Source organism: Paenibacillus sp. JNUCC32 (assembly GCF_014863545.1).
Classification (GTDB): Bacteria; Bacillota; Bacilli; order Paenibacillales; family Paenibacillaceae; genus Paenibacillus_AQ; species Paenibacillus_AQ lautus_A.
Window position 1 is genome coordinate 6,407,501 of sequence record NZ_CP062260.1, and the last position, 25,733, is coordinate 6,433,233.

A 25,733-nucleotide genomic window follows, 5' to 3' on the forward strand; every position below is an offset into this window, starting at 1 on the left:
CCAGCGCCGATGGTACTTGGACCGAAGGGTCCCGGGAGAGTAGGACGTCGCCAAGCGGTACATATTCCCTGATAGCTCAGTTGGTAGAGCACTCGACTGTTAATCGAGTTGTCACAGGTTCGAGTCCTGTTCGGGGAGCCACTTGCTTCCATAGCTCAGTAGGTAGAGTGCATCCATGGTAAGGATGAGGTCACCGGTTCGATCCCGGTTGGAAGCTCCAGATTCGTTTTTGGTTTGGACATGCATCATGAAAATATGGCCCGTTGGTCAAGGGGTTAAGACACCTCCCTTTCACGGAGGTAACAGGGGTTCGAATCCCCTACGGGTCACCACTATTTTATTGCATCAAGGGGATGAGAATCCCGTCGGTTCGTCGGAGGATGACTTCGTAAGCATAGACTTCGCAGTCTCGAACGAAGTGAGAGTATCCCCTACGGGTCACCACTATTTATTTCCTTTATATACGGAGGCTTAGCTCAGCTGGGAGAGCATCTGCCTTACAAGCAGAGGGTCGGGGGTTCGATCCCCTCAGCCTCCACCATTTCATGCATGATTCTAACGAGAATCGGCAAGATAGAAGTAACTCAACGATTTTGGGGATTAGCCAAGCGGTAAGGCAACGGACTTTGACTCCGTCATGCATAGGTTCGAATCCTATATCCCCAGCCACTTTACTCCAAATAGTAAAGTTACGCTTTGAAGGTGATTCCGAGTATTTTCGGTGGCCTGAAATGCGAGCCATTAGCTCAGTTGGTAGAGCACCTGACTTTTAATCAGGGTGTCGAAGGTTCGAGTCCTTCATGGCTCACCATTGTTTCATCTTGTGCGCGTGTGGCGGAATTGGCAGACGCACTAGACTTAGGATCTAGCGTCTTTGACGTGGGGGTTCAAGTCCCTCCACGCGCACCATTAATGCGGACGTGGCTCAGCGGTAGAGCATCGCCTTGCCAAGGCGAGGGTCGCGGGTTCGATTCCCGTCGTCCGCTCCATTTGCGCCCTTAGCTCAGCTGGATAGAGCGTTTGACTACGAATCAAAAGGTCGGGAGTTCGAATCTCTCAGGGCGTGCCATTTTTCAAAAAAAATTAATATCGGGATGTAGCTCAGCTTGGTAGAGCACCTGGTTTGGGACCAGGGGGTCGCATGTTCAAATCGTGTCATCCCGATTTGCTTAACAATTGAGACCCGGCAAAAGTAACCGGAATATGCTTTGAAGCATAACGTCACTTTTGTGGGTTGATATGCGGGTGTAGTTCAATGGTAGAACTCCAGCCTTCCAAGCTGGTAGCGTGGGTTCGATTCCCATCACCCGCTCCATACATAAGCAGGACATCACCGTGTGTGATGTTTTTTTTACATATTCATACGACTATCCTGCGAAGTGTTAATGCAATAAAGAATGCTGTCGTATCAACGGTTTATAGGACTAATGTCCGTGGGCTATGGGTATAACATGACCATGAGTTTTGTCGATTTGGCTAATTTTTTCGCCTGAAAAATGCAGATTTTCATTCGCTTTTATTGTATGATGTTAGGAAGGCGTTACGTCCTATAGATAAACTGCTGAAACGGGTTGAGATGGGAGGAGTAGCATGACTGAACTTACAGTAACCGCAAAAAGCAATTCCAACAATCTGCTGCGGCGAGATGTACGGTTCCTTGGCAATATTCTTGGAGAAGTTCTTGTCCATCAAGGAGGCAATGAGCTTTTAGATATAGTTGAGAAAATTCGCGAAACGAGTAAATCGTTGCGATCCGTATTCTTGCCAGAATTGTTTGCAGATTTCAAAAGGATCATCAGCACGCTGGAACCCGACATTCGCCATCAGGTGATTCGCGCGTTTGCCATTTACTTTCAATTGGTTAACATCGCCGAACAGAATCATCGCATACGGCGTAAACGCGATTACGAGCGTTCCGCCGGGGAAAGTGTTCAACCAGGTTCCATCGAAAGTGCAGTCCAGGATTTGAAAGAGCGCAATATTACGTTTGAAGAAGTTCAAGAAATTCTCGAAAGTCTATCCCTTGAGCTGGTGATGACCGCTCATCCAACAGAAGCGATGCGTCGGGCTATTCTGGATATCCATAAACGGATAGCGGACGATGTGATGCAGCTGGACAATCCGACACTGACATTCCGCGAACGGGAGCAGCTTCGGGAGAAACTACTGAATGAAGTGATTACGCTATGGCAAACCGATGAGCTTCGTGACCGTAAACCTACTGTTCTGGATGAAGTCAGAAACGGTATGTATTATTTTCACGAAACCCTGTTTCACATTCTGCCAGAGGTTTATCAAGAACTGGAGCGCTGCCTAACTAAATATTATCCGGGTCACCATTGGCACGTTCCAACCTATTTGCGTTTCGGTTCGTGGATCGGTGGCGATCGGGACGGAAATCCTTCAGTGACAGCGGACGTAACGTGGAGAACGCTTGAAATGCAGCGGAAGCTGGCGATTCGTGAATACCAACGGATTTTGCGTGAATTCATGAAATACCTGAGCTTCAGCTCGTCAATCGTTAACGTTTCGGATGAATTGCTTCAATCCATTGAAAAAGACCGCGAGCATGTAACACTGAAGAAGATGGAAATTTGGCACAATGAGAAAGAGCCTTATCGTGTAAAACTGGTATATATGCTGGCTAAAATGAGTCACATTCTGGATGAGAACATGACGGGCGGCGAGCGTTATCAGACCCCTGAGGAATTCATCGAGGATTTGAAAATCATTGATCGAAGCCTGCGTTTCCATTTTGCTGACTATGTTGCAGACACCTATATTCAAAAGCTGATTCGCCAGGCGGAGTTGTTTGGTTTCCATACCGCAACGCTGGATATCAGACAGCATAGCCAAGAGCATGAGAATGCCATGGCCGAAATTCTGCGGAAAATGAACGTGACGCAGGACTACGCCCAATTGAGCGAAGACGAGAAGATCGAACTGCTCAATAACTTGCTTAACGATCCGCGTCCGTTGACTACGCCTTATCAGGAGTATAGCGACAGCACCGAGGAATGCCTCGAAGTATACCGTACCGTTTTCCGTGCGCAGCAGGAATTCGGCGTGAAATGCATCTCCAGTTATTTGATCAGTATGGCCGAGGGCGCAAGCGACATTCTGGAAGTGATGGTATTTGCCAAAGAAGTCGGGCTGTTCCGGAAGGATAACGACGGTTCCGTAATCGCTACGCTGCAGGCTGCGCCATTATTCGAGACGATTGACGATCTTCATGCCGCCCCGGATATCATGCGCAAGCTCTTTAGCCTGCCGATCTACCGTGAAGCGGTGAGCGCCATGAACGAACTGCAGGAGATCATGCTGGGCTACTCTGACAGCAACAAGGACGGCGGAGCCATTACGGCGAACTGGGAGCTCCAGGTAGCACTCAAAGAGATTACGGCCGTAGCCAATGAATTCGGCATCAAGGTAAAATACTTCCATGGACGCGGCGGATCGCTCGGACGCGGCGGTATGCCTCTGAACCGCAGCATTTTGGCTCAGCCGGCATCGACCATTGCAGGCGGCATCAAAATTACGGAGCAGGGCGAGGTTATTTCGTCCCGTTACTCCTTGAAGGGCATTGCCTACCGTAGCTTGGATCAGGCGACCTCAGCATTAATTACGGCTTCCCTGAATGCCCGTTATCCTGAAAAAGAATCGACCGAAAAAGAGTGGGAAGTGATTTCCTCCAGCATTTCGGCCGTTTCTCAGAAAAAATATCAGGATCTGATATTCCGCGATCCGGATTTCCTTACTTTCTTCAAGGAATCCACGCCGCTTCCTGAGGTGGGCGAGCTGAATATTGGTTCCCGGCCTTCCAAGCGCAAGAACAGCGACCGTTTCGAGGACCTGAGAGCCATTCCTTGGGTGTTTGCATGGACGCAGAGCCGTTACCTGCTTCCGGCATGGTACGCGGCTGGTACGGGCTTACAGAGCTTCTACCAAGGCAAGGAAGAGAACATGAAGGTGCTTCAACAGATGTACACGAGCTATCCGTTCTTTACGTCCCTGATCGATACCCTTCAGATGGCACTTGCCAAGGCAGATCTGATCATCGCCAAGGAGTATTCCTTGATGACGAAGGATGATCAAGCACGCGAGCGCATCTTCGGTCTGATTCAGGAAGAATTCAAATTGACGAAAGAGCTGGTTCTCAAGATTACAGGACAACAGGATATTCTGGATAACCAGCCGGTTCTGCAGGAATCGATAAGACTTCGCAACCCTTACGTGGATCCGCTCAGCTATCTGCAGGTTCAACTGCTTAACGAGCTGCGTGAACTAAGGGAGCAGGAGCAGGATGATCCGGATCTGCTTCGGGAAGTACTGCTGACCATCAACGGCATTGCCGCCGGGCTTCGCAATACAGGCTGATCCCTGCAGAAGCTAAAGCTGTTTGAAAGGGATAGTATAAGGCGAGGTTCCCTAGAGGGACCTCGTTTTTTTCATCTATGCGCAGCTTGCGTCCTAATGATTAATGTATCGGTTGCAGGTGAATTGTCTTTGATACACGAATGGGATTCTTTTTGAATTATTGTTGATTTTTAGAAACAGTTGAATTACGATTTGAATGATGCGTTTTTAGACGTTACCCATCAGACCATTCTGGGGGAATTATGGTGGACAATTTGGATGTAAGACTGGCAAAGCTGGCCCGAAAAGGGGACCAAAGGGCATTTGCCGAAATCGTAGAGCTTTATAAAGACAAGATTTTTCATTTGGCTTACCGGATGCTGAGCAACCGCCATGAGGCCGAGGATGTCGTACAAGAGACTTTTTTGCGTGTTTACAAGAACCTTGACCGATATGACGAGAACCAGAAGTTCTCAACTTGGATATACCGAATTGGCACGAATCTTAGCATTGATCGGCTGCGCAAGCGCAAGCCTTCTTTCTCGTTGGACGCCGACCTGAACGAAAGCGAAGGGATGGACGGCTACTCCCTGATCCCAAGCGATAACCGTACGCCGGAGAGCGAGATGCTGCTATCGGAAACGCAGCGCATTATCCATCAGGCCATTGACGGACTTCCTGCTAAGTACAAGACCATTATGATTTTAAGGTACATCCAGGATTTATCCCTGCAAGAGATCAGCGAGATTTTGGACCTGCCTGTAACAACGATCAAAACGCGTGTACATCGTGGACGCGAATTTTTGCGGAAAAAATTAGAGTACAAATTGTGAGGAGAAAACGCCTATCGCCGTTCTTTGAGGAAGAGAGACCGCGTTTAAGGGCGCTTTTTTTCTTGCGGAAATCAGAGAGTCAGTGCCCGTAATTTTTTCTGATTTTCTTTTAAAAAAGTTGAAACATCCCCGATTCCGGCACGTATGAACAATAAGCAAGTCTTATGCCCCTAGGGGGATAGACCCAGCAAAGAGATTGAATGAAAGGATTGGCTCACAAATGGATTGCAAATTAGCCGTCTCTTTGATGCATGATTATCTGGATAATGACTTGTCCGACCCGCAGCAGCTAGAATTGCAGAAGCATTTGCTGGATTGTGCTGACTGTCGGAATTACTTCGAGAAGCTGGAGCATACCGATATGCTTCTTTTTTCCTTAACTCATCATGCGACCAAGCCATCCGATGATTTAACGGAACGTATAATGGGCATGCTGCCGCAGCCCAAGAAACAAAAAGCTTGGGTCAAATGGGTTAAGAATCATCCTGCGCTCACGGCTGCAGCTTTGTTTTTGGTCGTCATGCTCTTTAGCACAATCAGTTTCTGGAGTCAGGACACTCAGCTGGTTGTAAAGAGCGATGAATTCGAAAAGCTGGTGATTGAAGGGGATACGGTCATTATTCCACCGGATCAGATCATCACGGGAGATATTACGGTCGAGAACGGAAAGACTAAGGTTTACGGTCAGGTTAATGGCAATGTGACCGTTATCGACGGAGAATTATTTCAGGCTTCCACCGCGCATATAGCGGGTCAAGTGAAGGATATAGATAGAGCCATGGATTGGATATGGTATAAGATCTCCACTCTGTTTACAGATGCCGCTTACCGCTAGGTGAAAACCGCAATTACGAAGCAAAGGCGCCTCTTTTCAGTGAAAAGACGGCGCTTCTTTTGTTGATTTTATGCGGATTTGCATGGAAAGCGGAGGGAGTCCGCTTGCATCGGAAAGATTAACGTTATAACCTAGAGAGTGTAGAGTACATACTACATATATAGTCTCATGCGTTATTAAAGAGGATGTTCAAGAATCTCCGCGTGATTAGAAGGATGATGGAAAGCAGGCTCGGTTTCAAACCAGGGCGTTCATCTTCGAAGGAACCGGATTTTTTGGGCCCGCACTTAAAGGAAATGACGGGGGTTGCTGTATGGTGGAGTATTTCACAGATATGACCTGGGGTGAATCCATTAAAGATATCATCGATATCCTTATCGTTACTTATATAATATACCAGATGATTCTGCTCGTCCGCGGCACGCGGGCGGTCCAGCTGCTCAAAGGAATTTTGGTGCTGGTGGTCATCTGGGCGCTGAGCACCTGGTTTGATCTGTATACGCTCAAGTGGCTGATGAACCAGATCTTTACCTTTGGGGTGCTGGCGATCTTTATTATCTTCCAGCCTGAGCTCAGACGCGGTCTGGAGCAGCTCGGCCGAGGCAAGCTCTTCGGGCGGACCGCGGATATTGACGAGGAAACGAATAAGTTAATCAGCGAAACCATTAAGGCGGTTAATTATTTGTCGCGGCGCAAAATCGGGGCGCTGATCGTGTTTGAGCGGACGACAGGCCTGAATGAATACGTAGAATCGGGAATTCCGATGGGATCGGTGATCAGCTCGGAATTGTTCATCAACATTTTTATACCGAATACGCCTCTCCATGACGGAGCCGTCATTATTCAGAACGGCCAAATCGCGGCCGCTGGCTGTTATTTACCGCTATCGGAGAATCCTTTCATCAGTAAGGAACTGGGGACGCGGCACCGTGCCGCTATCGGAATCAGTGAAGTGGGGGATGCGATTTCGGTTGTCGTATCCGAGGAGACTGGGCAAGTATCGCTGGCCTTAAATGGACAAGTGGTTCGGGATATTAAGGAAGAGTCTCTGATATCGAAATTGTATGAGGAGCTCAGACCTGCCGCGTCCATCAAGGAGAAACGCACGTTCTTCTGGAAACGGAAGGGGGACGGCAGCAATGGATAAATGGATCAAGAACAACACGGCAAGCAAACTCATTGCACTCGCTGTCAGCATTCTGTTATGGGCAATGGTTCATATGGACAGCGGCACGCCCGCACCGCCCACGACCTTTTATGATACCAAGATCATTGAAGGCGTTAAGATTCAAACCTATGGATTTGATGACGGCGAATATGTGCTAACCGGCATTGATCAAGATCGCGTGAATCTCGAGGTGCGGGGGAAGAAATCCAATATTTCGCTTTTGACCGACGAATATAAAGTAAAGCTCGATCTGAGCAACGTCAAAGAACCGGGAACGCACACACTTCCCCTGACCTACTCCATCCCAAGCGGCGTGGAGATGGTATCGATGGAACCATCCGTTGTTACGGTGACCGTAGAGCCGAGAGTGTCGAAATCCGTGACGGTAAGTATTGGCACGAAGGGCGAGCCTGCTAAAGATTACCGGGCCGGAACGCCCGTGCTGATTGACCCAAGGCAAGTCACGGTTACCCTGCCGGAATCGTCGATGGCAAATTTAGGGCAGGTCAAAGGTAACGTGGAGCTTGATGGAGCCAAAGAGAAGATTACGGAGAAACGAGTCAAGCTAACAGCATATGATAAAGAAGGCGCCGAAATGGAGGATGCGGTCATTGAGCCTGCTACGGTAGCGGCTGAAGTACCGATTGAGCCTGCATTTGTCACCCTGCCGCTGGAGCTTCAATATACCGGAAGGCTGCCGGAAGGGTTTGTCTTATCCAAGGTAGAACAGAAGGTCAAAGAAGTGAAGCTGTTCGGCAGCAAAGAGGTACTGGCAGGAGCTGAGACCTATATCGAAGCCGCCATCAATCTGGGAGAAGTTAGAAATTCGGGAACAACAGTGCTTACGGCCGACTTGACGCCGCCTGAAGGTTTTGAGAAAATCGAGCCGAGCTCTGTAACGGTTGAAGTTACGGCTGTATCGCATGGAGAACGGGAGATTACCGGCATTCCGATCACGTTAAAAGGTGTCGCCTCCGGCCTGGATGCCGTCATTACGGATCCAAAGACGAAGACGATCTCGTTGACGCTCACCGGTGCGCCTGACTTGCTTAATAGTCTGGAGCCGACGGATATTGGAGCTGAAGCGAACGCGACCGGCTTGAAAGCCGGCGTCCATGAAATTCCGCTGCAGATTACGCTGCCTAATTTCATCAACCGCACGGATCAGGATCGCCCTGTGATAAAGATAGAGCTCAAGGATAATTCGAAACCCGTGACAACGAACCCGGGTACTTCGAACAACGAGGGAACCGACAAAGACAAGCCTGATGTACCGGGGACGGGAACGGGCACCGGAACTGGAACAGGGACGGGCAATGATCAAGGGGAGGATCCGGAGACGCCTCCCGCGAATGAGGGCACGGATAACTCCGGGTCAGGAGAAAACCCATCACATCCGCCGGGAGACGGATCAAGCGATGGAACGACGGGTACAGAAACATCGAATGATGGATAATATCGAAGAGTAGATAAAGGAGTATATAAAACATGGGGAAATATTTTGGTACAGATGGAGTAAGAGGGGTTGCGAATCAAGAATTAACGGCGGAAATGGCTTACAGCATCGGCCGCTGCGGCGGCTATGTGCTTACGGGCGATAAAGAGAAGCCAACCGTTATCATCGGGATGGATACCCGGGTATCCGGCGCTATGCTGGAGTCGGCCCTGGTTGCAGGCCTGCTGTCCATTGGCGCACACGTCATTCGCCTTGGCGTCGTAAGTACGCCGGCGGTGGCTTATATTACAAGACTTTTGAAGGCTGATGCGGGCGTTATGATCTCAGCTTCGCATAACCCGGTGCAGGATAACGGCATCAAGTTCTTCGGTGGCGACGGTTTCAAGCTGTCCGATGAAACCGAGCTCAAGATTGAAGAGCTGATGGATGCGGAAACCGACAATCTGCCGCGACCGATCGGGGCTGATTTAGGTGAATTGCTGGTAGATAACGAATCTAAGTATAAATACCTGGAATATTTGAAAACGACGATCAGCAACCGGTTCGACGGCCTGAAAATCGTGCTGGACTGTGCAAACGGGGCTGCGTATGAGCTCGCTCCGAAGCTGTTCCGTGAATTGGGTGCGGATGTGATCACCATCGGCGCTGAGCCGAATGGCCTGAATATCAATGATCACTGCGGATCGACCCACCCGGAGAAACTCGTCGAGGCCGTACTCCAGCATGGCGCTGACCTCGGACTGGCCTTTGACGGAGATGCGGATCGCCTGATTGCCATCGATGCTAAAGGCGAGGAAGTGGACGGCGATTTCATCCTGTGCATTTGCGGGGATGCCATGAACCGTGCCGGCAAGCTGAAGGAAGGTACGATCGTTTCGACCGTGATGAGCAACATCGGTTTCTATAAAGCATGCGACAGCCTGAAGCTGAAGACGGCAAAAACGGCAGTCGGCGACCGCTACGTCATGGAAGAAATGCGCCGCGGCGGATACAACCTGGGCGGCGAGCAATCGGGACATGTCATTTTCCTGGACCACAACACCACAGGAGACGGCATTCTGACCGGGATTCAATTGGTGGATACGCTGGTAGCCTCCGGCAAGCCGCTGCATGAGCTGAAGAGCAGCATGCGCAAGTATCCGCAAGTACTCGTTAATGTCCGCGTTGGCGATAAGAGCAAGTACCAAGGCAATACCGTTATCGAGTCTGCGATTGCTGAGGTTGAAGGCATTCTGGGTGATAACGGTCGTGTCCTGGTGCGCCCATCGGGAACGGAATCCCTCATTCGCGTCATGGCCGAAGGCCCGGACAAAGATGAGCTTGACCGTTATGTAACACAGATTGCAGACGTGGTGAAGCGGGAATTGGCGTAAGACTAAGGGTGTATTTTTCAAGGAAAGCAGACTAATTTCTGTCAGGGCCAGTGAACTATGAAGTTTCGGTTCACTGGCCCGCCGTTTTCCAGAATGCCGGTCGAATGAAAGCGCAACACCCCCTGTCCTGCCTGCAAAGAGGTGCTTGTTCGGCATCGCTTGCGAAAATAGGCCATTCGGTGTCATTCATGGGGTTAATCCAAGGTAGGGCTTGGCATTGTCAGGAACCAGCCGAGTTGCCAAAGCGATAGGGCATGAATATAATAAAGGATGTCATTCAAGAATAGAAAGCGAGGATCGTGAGGTTACTTCAAGCTTCATAAGCGCCAGAGCTTGTACCTGCGCGGGGATTGGTTACAGCCATGCTAAGGATAACCAAACGGCAGAACGCAAGTTGACGAGGTAGAGGTGTTCGGATTATTCGGCGGGGACCTCTCGGTTATGCATCAACCGTAAGCGGATAACGGAAAAGGGATGGGCGACCGTTCTTACAACGTATTCGCAGATGCTTATTCATCACTTATATACAAAACATGAATGTGCGATCTAGAATGCGACAGCGCGGTGGAAGAAGAGTGCATTCATGTCTGTTCAACTAAACAGCCTAACGAATTGCTGAGTTTCTTGAACGTTGATAATTGAATAGATCATTCTTCTTTCCTGATGCCGCACAGATGCTGCCGTGTTCTATTTCCGCCTAACTATTATTGGGAAATCGAACGGAGGAATCATAATATGTGTGGTATTGTCGGATATATTGGAAATCAGAAAACGCAAGCGGTGTTGATCGAGGGATTGAGAAAGCTTGAGTATCGTGGATACGATTCAGCAGGGATTGCCGTCTTTACGAATGAAGGCCTGCGCGTTGCGAAGGCACAAGGACGTCTTGCCAATCTGGAGGAGCGACTGGAGTCTGCACCACTGGTAGGGACCGCAGGTATCGGTCATACCCGCTGGGCAACCCATGGCCGTCCATCGGACGTGAATTCGCATCCGCATACGGACGAAAGCCAGAAGTTTTCCGTTGTTCATAACGGAATCGTTGAGAACTATCTGGAGCTGAAGGAAGAGCTGATCAGCCAAGGACACCAGTTTGCTTCGGAGACCGATACGGAAGTTATTTCCCATCTCATTGCGCGAGAATATGACGGAGATATCGTTAAGGCTGTGCAGAAGGCGATCTCTTACATGAGAGGCGCATTTGCCCTTGGCGTATTGACCGAGTATGAGCCGGATCGATTGGTGGCTGTGCGTCAAGCAAGCCCGCTTATTATCGGTCTTGGCGAAGGGGAGAACTTCATCGGTTCTGATATTCCGGCTATTTTGAAATATACGCGTAACGTTTATATTCTCAACGATGGAGAGATGGCCCTGCTGACGGCAGATGCTGTCGAATTAATGACCATTGAGGGGAACTTTATTTCTCGGGAAATGATTCGTGTCGACTGGGATGCCGTTACAGCGGAAAAAGGCGGATTCGATCACTTCATGCTGAAGGAGATCCACGAGCAGCCAAAAGCATACCGGGATACGATGCTGGGCCGTGTGGATGAGAGCGGACGTAAAGTCGTTCTGCCTGAGCTGAAGCTGACACAGGAACAGATCAAGAACATTCGCAATGTTCAGATCGTCGCCTGCGGTACGGCTTACCATGCCGGGCTGGTGGGACGCAGCGTGATCGAAGAGATGGTGCGCATTCCGGTCGAAAATGACGTGGCGTCCGAGTACCGTTACCGCTCGCCGATCGTCACGCCGGAGACCCTTGTCATCGTAGTGAGCCAATCCGGCGAGACGGCAGATACCTTGGCTGCGCTTCGTGAAGCGCAAAGCCATGGCGCTCATGTTCTGGCCATCACGAACGTTGTGGGCAGCTCGATTGCCCGAGAAGCCAACGATGTGCTTGGCACCCTGGCTGGTCCGGAGATTGCCGTAGCCTCCACGAAGGCTTACACCTCGCAGTTGATTGCGTTCTATCTGTTTGGTCTGTACCTGGCTCAAGTGCGCGGTACGATGACAGAAGACGCCGTTGCTGAAGTGATTGCAGCAATGGAAGCACTGCCTGAACAGGTAGAGTCCATGCTGACCAACGCGGAATCGATCAAGGGATATGCCGAGCAGATTGCTGAGCATGAGAACCTGTTCTTCATCGGCCGCGGCCAAGACTACGCCGTAGCTCAGGAAGGCTCCCTCAAGCTGAAGGAGATCTCTTACATTCACTCCGAGGCTTATGCTGCCGGCGAACTGAAGCACGGTACGCTTGCCCTGATTGAAGAGGGAATTCCGGTCATTGCCTTGGCAACCCAAGAAACCGTACTTGAAAAAACGGTGAGTAATATCAAGGAAGTGAAGGCCCGCGGCGCGGAAGTGATGGCCATTACGCATGAAGAGCATGTGGCCGGCCTGCTGAAATCCGTGGATCAAGCCTTCGCCATTCCGAAGACCTTGCCGATCTTGACGGCAGCCTTGTCTGTCGTACCGCTGCAGTTGCTTGCCTACTACACATCGCTTGCCCGTGGCAACGACGTGGATAAGCCGCGCAACCTGGCGAAGAGCGTGACGGTGGAGTAAGGCAGGAGCGGGCAATTAAGATCTGCTCTAGTTGTTCTGTTAATGAAATTTAGGATTCATCTCGCTTGAATTTATTAATGAAAAGGCTTCGCCCCTGGTGATTAGGGGCGAAGCCTTTTGTCATGTTCAGAAGGATTCAAGATATTAAAGTGATTAAAGATTCAATAACTTACTCGATCGATTCCACATGAATGACAGGCACCTTCGTGATCTGACCGGATGCGGCGCTTTCACTGCTTTCGCTATGGTCTTGTTGAACATCATCCGGATTGATCTCCTCGGAAGTGACGGGATCGCTTGGATTCTCAGTTTCATCCAGACGATCTCCGTCAACTTGTCCGGTCTCCGGCTCGGCAGGGTCCGGAGACGCAGGTGGTTGACTGCTTACCGGGATCTCCAGCTGCTGATACTCACCATTGAACGTTCCGATTAGCGTCGGGCTCCCCGCAGGGAAATCCAAGTCTCCCCTTAAGACGATATAGTATCCATTACGTTCGGCAATGACTTCGCCATAGCCGCCTTGCGGGATATGGACAGAGAAGCGTACTTTCTCATTCGGATAACCCTCGATATTAGCGATATCGATGTCGGTATATTGAACCTGATACCCAGTGAATCCGTATTGGTCTCCTTGACGCTCAAAAATGGCGATCTCGTCCGGACTGACTCCTTCCAGATTCGTGACCAGCAAAGATTTGTCCGGCAGCACCTGGTAGCCTTCGGCCGTAAATTGGAACAGCGGCGTCAGATTAGAATCTCTGGTTTCGTAGGCTGAATAGAATACCAAGTCAGTCCCCGCAGAGCCCTCCACAAGGATGACCGGCTTCTTCTCGCTGCTAAGCGATTCCTCGACTGAAACCTCATGGATCGCGACATCGGACGGGTAATCGTGGTTTTGGAATAATTGCACCGATCCATCGGCATTCAAGACCGCTAAGTAGATGATGTTCCCCTCGTCGACCCCTATGGCATATGCCAATCCTCCGAAACGATTGCCGCCTCCGCTGACGTAGCTGAAGCTGCCTTTCAGACCGGCCATGTGGAACAAACGAATCGGATCGTGGATCGTCCAGGCCAATTCGGCAGCTTGCCGTTTACGGCTCATATCCTGGTACCCCGACAAGGCCGCATAGAGTGCGATTGCTTCCTCGTAGTTCTGGCTTTGTACCATCCTATCGGCCGCTGCGACCCAGCGGTTGATCTCATTCTGAATATACGCCATGATCTCCGCGTTCTTCCGCTCGTTCCGTTCAAGGTACTTTCTGTAGCCTGAGGCGTGAGCTGCAAAAACGGCCGGTTGTTCCCGCTGCACATCCCTTTGCAGCATGGCATACACAAGTTCATCTGCCTTTCGATTCAACCATGCAGCCGATATCGACCGGCTGGCATACTCGGAACCCATGGATTGCGACCAATTCAACAGGTCGGCATACTGCCCGGCCCCTGCCAGGCGGGTCAAAACCATCTCGTCGTACCGCTGGAACAGGCGGAGCAGCTTCTCATCCTTCTGTTTCTCGCTGCCGTAGAAGGAATCCGGAATGCGAAGCAGATTCCATTTAAAGCTGTTATCCTCGTACTGCTGCTTTTCAAGCAGTTCGTCGGCCCTGCGCGTAAACAAATCGATGAATTGCAGGAATGTCCGTTTCACATCATCGGGTATGCCATAGAACGACGCAATTTCGTCGTAATACGAGGCGTGGGATCCCTGTTGTTCCGAGAACTTCTTCTCCGCCTCAAGCAATTCGGCATATACGTTCATGAAGCCGGAGAAATCTCCGGCTTCCCCGACCTGGCTCAATCGGTGATCAAGTGAGGAAAGACTTTCCTTCATGGACGTAATGGGCCCAAGCTCTTGCAGCCTTGAAGCAAGCAGATCTTCTTTATATAGAAGGGAACGGTTATTCCGGGCCTTCTGATACCACTCTTCTGCCTGAACGAGCCTTTCCTGGGCATACAACGACTCGGCTTGCGCCATCGCCTCGATTTTTTGATAGATGTGAATTCCCTTATACCCGATCAGCAGCAGAAGGACGATACATAAAAAAAGATACAAATTTCGCAGGGTTAGCGTGTTTTTCATCGTCATAACGGTATAGCCCCTCTAATCCCATTTTTGAAAATCAGGGTCCGAGCGGTAATGTTCATTATAAATCGCCGATACCCGATCCCGAAGGCCGTTCCACGACAAGCCGGGATTGCGGCGCACGATCTGATACAAGCGGAGGAAGCGGTACCTTGGCAATCCATCCGCATAGCGGCTAATGAAATCAGGAAACGTATCGATATATTTTTTCTTCCGTACCGCTGCTCCGGCAGCGTCGATCATAATCTGCCTGCCATGCTCCATCCGTAAAATGTCAGCTTCATGATCGAGCAGGTACCGAATGGCTTTGCTGTTGATCAGCTCGCGTTTAATTTTGGCGATTTCCCCGATATAGGCGGCCAGGTCCGGATCAAACTCGTCCAGAAGCAGGGGCTCGAGTTCAAGATCCATATCCTTCCGGAGGCTGAAGCTTTGCAGAAGGACGATCTGCTGCAGGCGGATCCGGTCACTCCGAACCAAGGAAGCAATTTCCCTGACGATCTCAAAGCCCAGCTGAGCATCTTCCTTGATGGCGGCGGAGGCCGTCGCTTTGTTCAGATCGAGGCCATCCAGAATCTGTTCTCGATGACTTCTTATAAGCTTGTCCAGAGCGTGCAGGGTCTCGGTATGCAGCATTCGCCGCTGGATCAGCCATAAACATACAAGCAGGATCAGCATGCAGGCAAAGGCGATCGCGATCTGCAAGAAGGTCTTACCGAGAAGCACGGCAGAGAGTCCTATAATGTAGAAAAGAAGACGGTCGCTCTGCATGGAACGTTTGGCCATGCTCCCTGCAAATTCCATAACGGGGACCAGGGACTGGCGTTTGCAGTAAGCGCAGCTGTCCTCCCAAAGAATCGTGAAATTGTGGCAATGTTTGCAAATCCTTAACTTTTGGTAGACATATCTCGTTTTAGCATAGGGGCGAAGTTGCACCGGCTTTTTCTTATCCATGCTGTTCCCTCTTGGAGTTGGCCGCTTCAAGCAGAGTCTGTTGCAGCTGCTCCGGCGTCGGGGCGTTCTTCTTACGCTTGGAATAAGCCGTGATCTTGATGATGACAAAAAGAAACAAAATCCCGAGACATCCGTATGTAATCATATGTCGGTTCCTTTCGGTATCGAAATTGGTTCAAAAATAGAGGGTGAGCCTTGTGTCCTAAGTCCGGGTGGCGCGACTGATGATGTTGAACTTTGGCAGGTATAATTATATCATATGGACATAGTGCTGGGATATTTTAGTGACTGGCGTGGTGTTTTCTATATAAACACAGTAGGAATATGGATATTTTCGATTATTATTTTAAGCTTCCTTTCATGTAATTTTAAGACTTTTTGCCTACAGTTAGACTAGTCTCTGACGAACGAACCGAGACATCCGCCGATGCTCGACTAAATGGATGAAGGAGTAAATCTATGCAACGTAAAAATAAATGGCTGCTCTCTCTGATGGCAGCGGTGCTGCTGATCATGACCTGGAGCGGAGGAGCCTTGCCTAAGGCAGCGGCTGCCTCCCAAGGCTCCAACATCGATGCCGTACTGGTGATGGACGCCAGCAATTCGATGAAAAATAGCGATCCGGAGCGGATTAGCGGCGAAGCGATGAAGATGTTCATCGACATGCTGGCGACAACCGGCGACAAGGTCGGCATCGTTTCCTATACCGACCGGATTCAGCGGGAGAAAGCCTTGCTTGAAATTCAGTCGGAGGCGGACAAAACCGCGCTGAAGGAATTTATCGATCAGCTGGATCGCGGACCGTACACCGATATGTCCGTCGGTCTCGATGAAGCCGTGAAGGTGCTGAAGCAGGGGATGGACCCGGCTCATGCGCCGATGATCGTTGTTTTGGCCGACGGTAACAATGATTTGGATCCGAATACGGGCAGGACGAGCAAGGAAGCGTCAGAGCAGTTGAACCAAGCCGTCAAGGAGGCCAAGGGAAGCGGTATTCCGATTTATACGATCGGACTCAATGCCGACGGGAAGCTGAACAAAGAAACGCTGGCTGAACTGGCCAACCAAACGGGGGGCAAATCCTTTACGACCAGTTCGGCGGATGACCTTCCGCAAATATTAAGCGAGATTTTTGCCAGCCACCAGCAGCTCAAGATCGTTCCGGTACAGTCGATTACCGGCAACGGAAGCTATCAGGAGGTTACGGTCCGCGTGCCGAATGCCAACGTGTTGGAAGCAAATATTTCCATTATGTCCTCTAGCCCAGTGGACGTGAAACTGGTAGATCCCGCCGGTGCCGAGCAAAGCATTCCATCGGCTAGTGTGCTGCGCTCCACGTCCAATTCCTATTCGCTGCTCAAGCTGCTGAAGCCGCAGCAAGGCGACTGGAAGCTGCAGGTGAAGGGCGTATCGAAGGACAAAATCGAAATCAACCTCGTGTTCAACTACGATCTGGAGCTGGCTATGGATCCTCCGCCGTCTTCCAAGGTAAAGGCAGGGGATACGATTGACATTAACGCGTACCTCGTCAGCAATGGACAGAAGCTGCAGGACCAAGAACAGTACGGCAATATGACGGCCAAGCTGTTGATCAAGGACCTGGACACCGGGGACGAGTCGGAAGTCATACTAGAGAACAAAGAAGGCAGCTTTGTAGGGGATTACAAGATTCCGCAGAAGCATGACTACGAGCTGAGGGTGCGTGCGGAGGAGCAGAGCTTCTACCGTGAAAGCCCGCCTGTGAAGATTAGCGCGAAAGCGGCAGCCTCCGGCTCCGGCAATGGCGGGAAGGAGATGACCGCGGGCGAGGATGCGAAACCTTTTCCATTATGGCCCGTAATCATTGGCATCGCGGCGCTGCTCATTGTTGGAGCGGCAGCTTATTTCATTCTCGGCGCGATAAAGAAAGCGAACAGGGGCTTTGTCGGCCAAATCGTGATTGAGATCAGGGATGAGAATACCGGGGAGAAGACGTCCCCGCAATACAAGAAGCTGACTTCCTTCAAAGGGAAGTTCAATCTGCATCAGCTTCTGCAGCTTGCTCCGGAGCTCAAGGAAACGGAGAAAATCCTGTTCATGCCGGGCAAGAACGACCGCCTCATACTTAAGAACCTTTCTTCAGCCGTCATCGAGAAGTCCGGACGGGCTCTGGATGCAACGAACGGGACGGAGCTGAAGAACGGAGACCGGCTGAGAGTTTCCCTTCAGCAGGCGGACAAAACGATATTATTCGAATATTTGGCTTAAAGTGCGAGTTCAAAAAGGTCGATTTATCGAAAGCGGACTTTTTGAACAAACCTTTTAATGCCAAGACCTATCAGGAGGGGAAGTTATGAAACCGGTAGTTAGAGAACATATACAGCAGCTTGACGTTTCACTCGGAGGCGGCATTGTCAGCGAGAAAATACGGGTGGATACTATCGACAATCCGATCCTCATCATCGGACTTGGAGGGACGGGGATCGATGCGCTGCTGCGCTTGAAATATCAGATTAACCGCCGTTTCAAGCTGCCGGAGGATCCGTTGTCCAAGAAAAGAATGGACAAGCCGGATAACGTGGAGTTTCTGGCTTTTGAGACCAACGAACAGGATAAGAATAAGCGCTACAAGGGGATCGGACTGGATCCGATCAATGAATTCGTGCTTCTCTCCAATGCCGAGATCGGAGGCCTTCTCCAGAACCGCAGCATCCTGGAGCCTTACATTACGGATTGGCTGTCGCCCGAGCTGAGCATTACCGACGGCATGAACGGGGCCGCAGGCGTACGCCAGGCGGGCCGCTTGCTCCTGTTCACGAAGATTACCCAAGTGGTGCAGGCGATCGACAAGAAGATCAAAACGCTGTCGGTCGGCACGAACAAAAAGCTGATGGTCTTCCTGCTGACGGGGCTCTCCGGCGGTACGGGCAGCGGCTGCTTCTTGGACATCGCCTATATCGTCCGCGGCATTATCGAACGCGATCACGGCTCTGCCGGCATCGACCGCGTGAACACGCTCGGCTATCTGTTTACGCCGGATATCAATCTGGCGAACAAAAGCTTGAGCGAGCATACGCGCGAGTACATCAAGAAGAACGGTTATGCCGCGCTCAAAGAGCTGGACTACTGGATGAACGTGGATGCCAGAGGCGAACGGTTCAAGCAGCAGTACGGCAACATTCTGAACGTGAACTCTCCGCTGCCTCCATTTAATCTATGTCATCTGATATCCGCTACGAATACGGAAGGCAAGCTGCTGGAGAATGCCTACGATTACTGCATGAACGTTACCGCGGAGAACATCACGAACTTCATGGCCAGCGAGGAAAAACAGTCCGGCGAAGAATTTGCGATCCATGACTATATCAGCAACATCCGCACCAATATTGCGCAGATGAACAAGGCGTATCCTGCCAATTACGACTACAACATCATCGGCGCATCTTCGGCCGTGCTGCCGATCGAAGAGATGACGACGTATCTGGCATACCGCGTCTTCGGCAAAATGCAAACCATGTTCGAGAAAGCGCCGAGCCAGGAGGACGTCGAGAAATTTGCGAGCAAGCTGGGCATCGACCTGGACTCGATGACCAAGAACTTCGAATCCCGCGTACCGGAGCCGCTGCCCGGATACCAGAACAGCGAGCGGCTCAGCTACGCGAACGTGGTGAAAAACCAGGTCATTAATATGGACACGGAGCTGGAACAGAATTTTCTGGCTAGAGCCCGCGAGGAATACATCAAAGCGAAGAAGCAGCTGCCGGGCGAGATCGTGGCTCAGTTCAGCGATCAAATCCGCCGGATGTTCCTGCATCCGCAGCAAGGACCGTTTTACGTATCGCGGTTGATCTATACGGAGAAGGGCTTTAGCCTGCTGAAGATGCTGCTGTCCTACATCGAAGCGCTGCGGGAGAATCTGACCCGCATACCGCGGGACATCGAGTCGGCCAGAGAACAGGCGATCGATCGTCTGGGCGATGCAAAGAGCGCTTTTGTCTCGAAGGACAAGAAGAAAAACATTTATATCGAAGCCAAAATCAACGAATATTGGCTGGAAGCCGATGTGGAACGCACCGAGCAGATGATTGAATTTTACGAGGATTTATACGATCTGCTGAACCAGGAGAATAACCGGATTTATAGCGTATACACGGAGATTCTGAATGCGCTGAATTCGATTTTCGCCAAGAACGGCGACATTCTCGTGAACGGGGAAGAACAGCAGGATCATAAAGGGAACAAGACGTATTACTGGAACCTGGTCAGCGTGCCCGACATTTCCGACGTCATCAACAAAATCATGGATCAGAAGGATGTGGACGATCTCATCCGCGATTTCGCCCAGGAGCTGCTGAGTCATGCCAATCGTTGGACCCGGGAGCAGGAGATCGATGTCGTCCGTTCCATTTCGGAGTTTCTTACCGATAAATTCGGCGATCTGATCACCCGCTCGATGGAGGATTTCCTGGTCATGAAATTCGGTCAGGAGGATTCCATCGAAAAATTCGTCGAGCGCAGTATCGCCAGCAAGCTGGATGACGAAGCCGTGCCGGTCTTCCATCTGAGCAACAGCGCAGGCAATCTGTACTTCCCTTCCTGGGGCTTCGTGTCCGTGCCGGTACAGGCACCGAGCATTCTGAAGGGGATTCGCAATTATCAGAACAATTCGGTCGGGAAATCCCATTTCACCGTGAAGGAAAGCGAAGTGAAGAACCGGATCTTCTGGCTGAATACGAAGAACGGCGTGCCGCTGTTCGTCTACACGCCGCTGAAGGTTTATGAGGAAAGCTACGAACGCACGATCATGGACAAGGAAGGCGTTGGACGCCACTTGGTGCAGACGGATCGCAACAATTGGACGTACCTGCCGTCGCCGATTCCCGAAAAATCCTGGGGGGATACCTACGTCAACCCGCGGGTTCAGGAGTACAATGCCCGGGTTCGGTCCGAATTCAGCCAAGCGCTTGAGTATAGGGTCGTCATCCAGAAGGACGTTGACCAGAATACGAGCAGCCGTTATGCGGTCGTGTTTACGAAGCCGTTTGACCTGAATGAGCTGCTTCGCGCTTATGATCTGCAGCTTGATAGTCCCAAGCCTAACCTTGGCGAGGTCAAGCGGGCCTGGACCGAGCTGAAGCGATTGATGAACGAGGGGCTGGAGCGGGTAGGCTCCAAGGATATTTTCAACAGCATCAACGAGGAAATGGCCAAGGAGAATTTGATCCGTTCTCCGGAAATGATCCGCATCGTCCGGGAAGAGCTGAAGAAATATGCTGCCATCGCGGCCAAAATCACGGAATTCGAGCTCTTGATCAGCGACAATCAGAATGAAGAGAAATGGCTTGATCAATTCATCGAGGCGTTGTACACCGGGACGATCACCAAGAAGGGTGCGCTCTTCGTTTATGATCGCGATCCGGAGGAAGATTCCTGGGAGCCGTTTGCCAACCTGCTGAAAAGCGTGAACGACGTGGAGTATGAAGTCTACAAGCACTTCCGTCAGCTTGATGAGAAAAGCCGCAGCACGCTGCTTCGCAAATCCTCCCGCCGCGATCAGGAGCTGACCGCTTCCGAGGATATTACGCCGCTGCTCACGAAGCTGGAAGAATTGGCCGAACGGTTCCTGGAAACGCGCGACCGGCTGGAATACGAGAAGGTGGAGCTTGCGGACGGCGAAGAGCGGTACCAGTTCTACAGACAGGTATCTTCGAAATTAAATGACATCCGAAGAAGGTTGAAATAGACGATGAGGGAGATTCTTCGCCAGTATGCTGCCGGCTATGCCAAGTCGGAAGAGCAGCTTACCTTGATGGAGGATGATCAGAGCAGCATCCACTACCCGGAGGTATACTTGTTCATTGGCGACAAGACAGCGTCCGCCATCGAACCGATCATGGAAATTCAGGACCGAAAATGGGATAACAGCGCCAGCGTCGTTTATTTTCATGTAGGCACGGACCGGAGCGAAGGACGAGGGCCCCAAGGCCCCGGACTCTCCGGTCGGCTTCACAGGTACCACCTCCAGATGCCGGTGTCAGACGCCGCTTCCAAATCGATGCGGAAGGAGCTGTACCGGAGCTTCTATCAGAACCCGCATTATCTGTCCGGGTTGAATCAAGCGATTCGGAAGTTAAGCCACCATATTTCAGACTTTGGACGCAGCTATGCTTCGTTTGACCGGGTTCATCTGTCTGTCATTACACGGGTCGATGACCCGTTTAATGTATTTATCCCGGAAATTTCATTGCTGGCCGAATCCATATTCCAGCAGTCGTTCAAGTCGGTGCAAATGGATTTGTATGCGCTCATTAATGAAAGGGAGCAGATTGAATCCTACGGTTATGCGAGCTCCGTAGGCGTTGCGTTTCTGCGAGAACTGGAGCTAATGCAGAGCAGGGAATACAGCTTCTCCGCGCCGCTGCAGGTAACGGAGGACGGGCTGACGATTCCGGTCGTCCACCCGGCATCCCCATTGTTTGATCTCGTCTATGTGCTGTCCGACAAGAATGAACGCGGCATCTCGGGTTACGCCGGCATGCAGGATATCTACGATATCATCTGCCACCTGGGCCTGCTCAAGAACCGGAAGCAGAAGGATGAGACCTATGACGGGATCCGAGGCATTTACAACAATACGTCATTCAAAAGCAATATCATGACCGAATCCGGCCGCCAAGGCTTTGTCTCCGCCGGCTTTGCCCGGGTGAAGAGGCCCAATGAGCCGATTGCGCTAACGGTCCTTTACCATCTGTGCCGCGGACTGCTGTTTCGCATGAAGAACAGGCCGGAGCCGGAGGTTCATGAATGCCTGGCCTATTTCGGTCTCGACTCGGAGGCCGTAACGGCAAGAGCGGACCGGATGCTGCCGGCCACCGAGCATCTGGACGGACTGAAAGGCATGATGTCGCATCCCGTCAGTTATGCCGGGCTGAAGCGAATGAATATTCGCGAGGCGGAAGAGGCGCTCTTCGGAGATGGCTGCCGGCAGTTTTTTCGCGACAATTACGAGCTGGCGGCCCGAAAGAGACTGAGCGATATGAGCACCGCAGAAGAACTGCATGATGCGCTGCGCCGCTCTTTGGCGACTCACCCGCAAATCGGTTGTTATCAAATTGCAGCGTGGACGAGCGATAAGGCCGGAGCGGGCATTGTGCTTGAAGCGGTTCGATCCCGGATCCGGGATCTCGGCAGCTTGCTTAAGACCGAGCAGGACGGACTAAACCGCTATTATGAGGAAAGCGTCGAAAGCCAGCCGTTTAAGAAGCTTCCTTTTCGGGATAAACAGAATGTGCGCCATTTCATTCGATATTTCGTGGGCGAGGTCTATCGGCGCAAATATGAGCTGCTGCAGCTGGAAACGGAGCTTGAGCTCTACAGGCTGTATGAGACGGAGCTTGAACGTATTCACCGTCAGTACAAACAGCAGGCAGGCATGCTGGATCAGCTGGAGGCGGAGCTGCTGGAGGCGGCCCGTTCCAGCATCCGTGCCGCAGACGATTATATCGGCCAGAACCTGATGGAGTATTACGGCCTCGTGACGGAGGAGCTGATGCTGGAGCTGGAGAGCAAGCGCGGCGAAGGCGTATTCTTCGAGGAACGGTATGTCGGCAATCTTTCCATCGTTACGCATGAAGGGATCGAACCGATCCTGTCGAACATGATCCGGGTCTGTCTGAGGGATCTATTGACGGCAGAGCCGTTCGTGCAGACCTTCGAGGAAGAACTGCTGCGGAGGGCGAACGTCACCATCGACTACCATAACAAGCAGGTGCTGGCCAAGGAAGACCTGTTTAAGGTGTTATACCGGATGCTGGAGGAGAACTCCGTTACGCTGGTCAGGCTGCTTGATTATACGCAGGAGCATCGGTATGAGGAAAAATATTTCTTCGGCGATGCCGACAGCGAATTCGTCCGCTATGCGATCCATGCCGATGAAGCTTTACGGGTGTACAAGCTGGGCATCGTGCACGAGAAGCGCTCCAGCGGGGTCGAGAAGCTGAACCTGATGGGAGGTTTCCATCTGGAGGATCTGATGTATTACCGGAATGGCAGAACCTACTACGAGACCTACACGGCAAATGGTTATGAATTTCATGGCATGGAACCGGCGCAGCTTCCCGAGCTGCGTTAGCGTTCTTCGATTCTGATACAGAGAGTAGGCGTGTATTGTGCAACGAAAATTAAACCCTCTCCTGCTGCTGCTTAGCCTGGTCGGTGGGGGACTCGGATTTGCCATTGGGGAGTTTTTGCTTCGCCAGTGGGGGACAGGGCTTCCTGTCATCGTGGTTACGGGGATTTATTTCGGGATTCTGGCCTTATGCATCGGCTTGGCCTGTTTAATCGCAGAACTGATCTCCCCCCGTTTGAGCGGAAGCTCATGGAGACAGCGGTACACGGGCACATCATGGAAGCTGCTGATTCCATCCACGTTGGTGGCCCTGTTCCTCCTTGGCATGCTGTTTGAATGGGCGTACCAGTTGAACCCGGGCAGCGCCAAGCCCGTGAAGGATATCGTGCTGGTCATTGACAATTCGGGCAGCATGAATGAGACGGACCCGAATCAGGACCGGTACACGGCAGCCAAAAATCTGATCAACCGCATGGATCGGGATAACCGCGTATCCGTGATGGTGTTTGATCATGCAACAACGTTACTGCAGCCGTTCACGCGCGTGAAGAACCAAGAAACCAAGGATGAGATCATTGCGGAAATCGACGGTTTGGCAACGAACGATGGCGGTACGGACATCAGTCTTGCGCTGGAGGATACCATGTCGCATATTCAGGAAAGCCGGGATGCCGGCCGAAGCGCCATGGTCATCCTGCTGTCGGACGGATTTAGCGAAACCGACCATGATCGTGTGCTTGCGGAGTACAAACAGCAGCAAATCGCGGTAAATACGATTGGCCTCAGCCTTGTCAACCCGGACGGTGCACAGCTGCTTCAGACGATTGCGGCGGAAACGGGCGGACAATATTACGACGTTCAGCATGCGGAGGATTTGTCTTTCGTTTTCCAGAAAATCTATGACGACGTTGGAGACCGTTCGCTGTTGACGAAACGTACGGGCGCTATGGAAGACAGCGTGTATCATCAGATCGGAAGAATCGCTGCGATGCTGCTCATCGGCGCTGCCATGGGCCTGGCCCTCGGCACGGTGTTTGACAATCGCCATCTTGCGCTGAGCTTCAGCATCGGCGGCGCGGTATCGGGCGTACTGGCAGGCGTGGTTCTGGAATACGGCCTCTCCGGCGAGGAAATCGGGGATGCCTCCGTTCGTCTGATTGCCTGCCTTTTGCTCGCGGGGATCATCGCTTTGTTCACGCTGGTGATTCCGGTTAAGGAGAGCAGCAAGATCATCCGCAACGTGCAGCGGCCGGGCCGAACGGGAAGAGGGCAGCGGCCGAATGATTCAACAAGCCGAGGATTTTAAAGCAGGGGGCGTTCGAGATGCGGTTTAAACATGCGGAGCCCGGAGAATGGGTCATTCGGGGATTAAGCTATCAACTAGACGATGGTTACTGCACGCTCCGCTGGAGCTGGCCGCCGGGTCTTCAAGCGGTATACATCCACCGTGCGATGGACGACGGATTCGGCCAGCCTGCAGGCGATTCGCAGCCAGGCGGGATGCGTTTATACACCCGTGACGAGTATAAGGCGAACAACGGGTACCGCGACCGGCTGGACGGGATCGGTCAGATCACGTACACGGTCTACGCCTTGTCTTCCGAAGACGGAGAGATGGCGTTAATCAGGCAGGAGGATGAATCGAACCGCATTCGGTTCAGTACCGGCAAAGCGAAACTGGTCTACTCCATTCGCGAAAAAAGCCGCTGGCTGCAGCCCTATAAGACGATCGAAATCCAGGTGACGGCAGAGGTGCCGGTACCGAAGGAAGCTTTATGTTACGTGAAGAAGCAGGGCGCTTATCCGGTCAACAAGGAAGACGGCATCTTGTACCCGTTCGTGACGGATTTTGCTGCCGGACGCAACGAACTGCCTGCGATCGAGGTGGGCAAGAACGATTACGTTCGCCTGTTTTTTACGGACGGCAAGAAATACGGACAACGATATGAGCTGGTGCACAGATAGATAGAGACCGATGAACACACGGTTAACCACGATAA

15 protein-coding genes, 11 tRNA genes and 1 rRNA gene (1 of these 27 cut by a window edge) are annotated in these 25,733 nt (G+C 51.6%); 24 read left to right on the top strand and 3 right to left on the bottom strand.

Going from position 1 to position 25,733, the window contains the following annotated elements:
- From rrf to glmS, 19 genes are all read left to right on the top strand, one after another.
- Nucleotides 1-56: ribosomal RNA gene (gene rrf, locus JNUCC32_RS28325) — 5S ribosomal RNA — on the top strand; it begins 61 nt to the left of the window's first position.
- Between the two features lie 9 nt (nt 57-65).
- Nucleotides 66-141: transfer RNA gene (locus JNUCC32_RS28330), tRNA-Asn, on the top strand.
- Nucleotides 142-144: 3 nt separating this feature from the next.
- Nucleotides 145-220, top strand: a tRNA-Thr gene (locus JNUCC32_RS28335).
- 37 nt (nt 221-257) lie between these two features.
- A tRNA-Glu gene (locus tag JNUCC32_RS28340) sits at nt 258-332 on the top strand.
- Between the two features lie 133 nt (nt 333-465).
- Nucleotides 466-541, top strand: a tRNA-Val gene (locus JNUCC32_RS28345).
- Between the two features lie 53 nt (nt 542-594).
- A tRNA-Gln gene (locus JNUCC32_RS28350) sits at nt 595-669 on the top strand.
- Between the two features lie 66 nt (nt 670-735).
- A tRNA-Lys gene (locus tag JNUCC32_RS28355) sits at nt 736-811 on the top strand.
- Nucleotides 812-825: 14 nt separating this feature from the next.
- Nucleotides 826-909 (top strand) — tRNA-Leu (locus tag JNUCC32_RS28360).
- Nucleotides 910-914: 5 nt separating this feature from the next.
- Nucleotides 915-989 (top strand) — tRNA-Gly (locus JNUCC32_RS28365).
- A gap of 3 nt (nt 990-992) precedes the next feature.
- A tRNA-Arg gene (locus JNUCC32_RS28370) sits at nt 993-1,069 on the top strand.
- 21 nt (nt 1,070-1,090) lie between these two features.
- Nucleotides 1,091-1,164: transfer RNA gene (locus tag JNUCC32_RS28375), tRNA-Pro, on the top strand.
- A gap of 77 nt (nt 1,165-1,241) precedes the next feature.
- Nucleotides 1,242-1,315: transfer RNA gene (locus JNUCC32_RS28380), tRNA-Gly, on the top strand.
- A gap of 275 nt (nt 1,316-1,590) precedes the next feature.
- Nucleotides 1,591-4,377 carry a phosphoenolpyruvate carboxylase gene (gene ppc / locus JNUCC32_RS28385; protein ID WP_015737611.1) on the top strand — a complete coding sequence of 929 codons (2,787 nt, stop codon included), beginning with the start codon at nt 1,591-1,593 and terminating at the stop codon, nt 4,375-4,377.
- 242 nt (nt 4,378-4,619) lie between these two features.
- Nucleotides 4,620-5,189, top strand: a complete 570-nt coding sequence (sigW, locus tag JNUCC32_RS28390) for an RNA polymerase sigma factor SigW (protein WP_009589526.1) — start codon at nt 4,620-4,622, stop codon at nt 5,187-5,189.
- Nucleotides 5,190-5,409: 220 nt separating this feature from the next.
- The gene (locus tag JNUCC32_RS28395; RefSeq protein WP_009589556.1) at nt 5,410-6,024 is read left to right on the top strand and encodes a zf-HC2 domain-containing protein; all 615 of its coding nucleotides are present in this window, start codon (nt 5,410-5,412) and stop codon (nt 6,022-6,024) included.
- A 313-nt stretch (nt 6,025-6,337) separates the two neighbouring features.
- Nucleotides 6,338-7,171, top strand: a complete 834-nt coding sequence (gene cdaA / locus JNUCC32_RS28400; protein ID WP_015737608.1) for a diadenylate cyclase CdaA — start codon at nt 6,338-6,340, stop codon at nt 7,169-7,171.
- Nucleotides 7,164-8,648: a CdaR family protein gene (locus JNUCC32_RS28405; protein ID WP_096776853.1), complete on the top strand. Its 1,485-nt coding sequence runs from the start codon at nt 7,164-7,166 to the stop codon at nt 8,646-8,648. The genes cdaA and JNUCC32_RS28405 overlap by 8 nt, the downstream gene beginning before the upstream one ends.
- A 32-nt stretch (nt 8,649-8,680) precedes the next feature.
- Nucleotides 8,681-10,021 (top strand): phosphoglucosamine mutase, encoded by a 1,341-nt coding sequence (gene glmM / locus JNUCC32_RS28410; protein WP_015737606.1) that lies wholly within the window; start codon nt 8,681-8,683, stop codon nt 10,019-10,021.
- 735 nt (nt 10,022-10,756) lie between these two features.
- On the top strand, nt 10,757-12,589 hold the full coding sequence (glmS, locus tag JNUCC32_RS28415; RefSeq protein WP_192570485.1) for a glutamine--fructose-6-phosphate transaminase (isomerizing): 1,833 nt from the start codon (nt 10,757-10,759) through the stop codon (nt 12,587-12,589).
- Nucleotides 12,590-12,758: 169 nt separating this feature from the next.
- Here glmS and JNUCC32_RS28420 read toward each other — a convergent pair whose 3' ends face one another.
- The 3 genes from JNUCC32_RS28420 to JNUCC32_RS28430 are packed head-to-tail and all read right to left on the bottom strand — an operon-like array spanning nt 12,759 to nt 15,771.
- Nucleotides 12,759-14,675 carry a hypothetical protein gene (locus JNUCC32_RS28420; RefSeq protein WP_192570486.1) on the bottom strand — a complete coding sequence of 639 codons (1,917 nt, stop codon included), beginning with the start codon at nt 14,673-14,675 and terminating at the stop codon, nt 12,759-12,761.
- A gap of 15 nt (nt 14,676-14,690) precedes the next feature.
- Nucleotides 14,691-15,626, bottom strand: coding sequence for a hypothetical protein (locus JNUCC32_RS28425; protein ID WP_192570487.1), 936 nt, complete (start codon nt 15,624-15,626; stop codon nt 14,691-14,693).
- Complete coding sequence (locus JNUCC32_RS28430; RefSeq protein ID WP_009589533.1) at nt 15,619-15,771, bottom strand: hypothetical protein; 153 nt, start codon at nt 15,769-15,771, stop codon at nt 15,619-15,621. The genes JNUCC32_RS28425 and JNUCC32_RS28430 overlap by 8 nt, the downstream gene beginning before the upstream one ends.
- Nucleotides 15,772-16,085: 314 nt before the next feature.
- On the opposite strand from JNUCC32_RS28430, the gene JNUCC32_RS28435 reads away from it, so the two are divergent.
- The 5 genes from JNUCC32_RS28435 (at nt 16,086) to JNUCC32_RS28455 (ending at nt 25,698) form a co-directional block, all read left to right on the top strand.
- Nucleotides 16,086-17,873 carry a vWA domain-containing protein gene (locus JNUCC32_RS28435; protein WP_192570488.1) on the top strand — a complete coding sequence of 596 codons (1,788 nt, stop codon included), beginning with the start codon at nt 16,086-16,088 and terminating at the stop codon, nt 17,871-17,873.
- Nucleotides 17,874-17,958: 85 nt separating this feature from the next.
- Nucleotides 17,959-21,348: a tubulin-like doman-containing protein gene (locus JNUCC32_RS28440; RefSeq protein WP_192570489.1), complete on the top strand. Its 3,390-nt coding sequence runs from the start codon at nt 17,959-17,961 to the stop codon at nt 21,346-21,348.
- Nucleotides 21,349-21,351: 3 nt separating this feature from the next.
- Nucleotides 21,352-23,736 carry a transcription initiation factor TFIID gene (locus JNUCC32_RS28445; protein WP_192570490.1) on the top strand — a complete coding sequence of 795 codons (2,385 nt, stop codon included), beginning with the start codon at nt 21,352-21,354 and terminating at the stop codon, nt 23,734-23,736.
- A gap of 37 nt (nt 23,737-23,773) precedes the next feature.
- Nucleotides 23,774-25,039 carry a vWA domain-containing protein gene (locus JNUCC32_RS28450; RefSeq protein WP_192570491.1) on the top strand — a complete coding sequence of 422 codons (1,266 nt, stop codon included), beginning with the start codon at nt 23,774-23,776 and terminating at the stop codon, nt 25,037-25,039.
- Nucleotides 25,040-25,056: 17 nt separating this feature from the next.
- Nucleotides 25,057-25,698, top strand: coding sequence for a beta-mannanase (locus JNUCC32_RS28455; RefSeq protein WP_192570492.1), 642 nt, complete (start codon nt 25,057-25,059; stop codon nt 25,696-25,698).
- Nucleotides 25,699-25,733 lie beyond the last annotated feature (35 nt).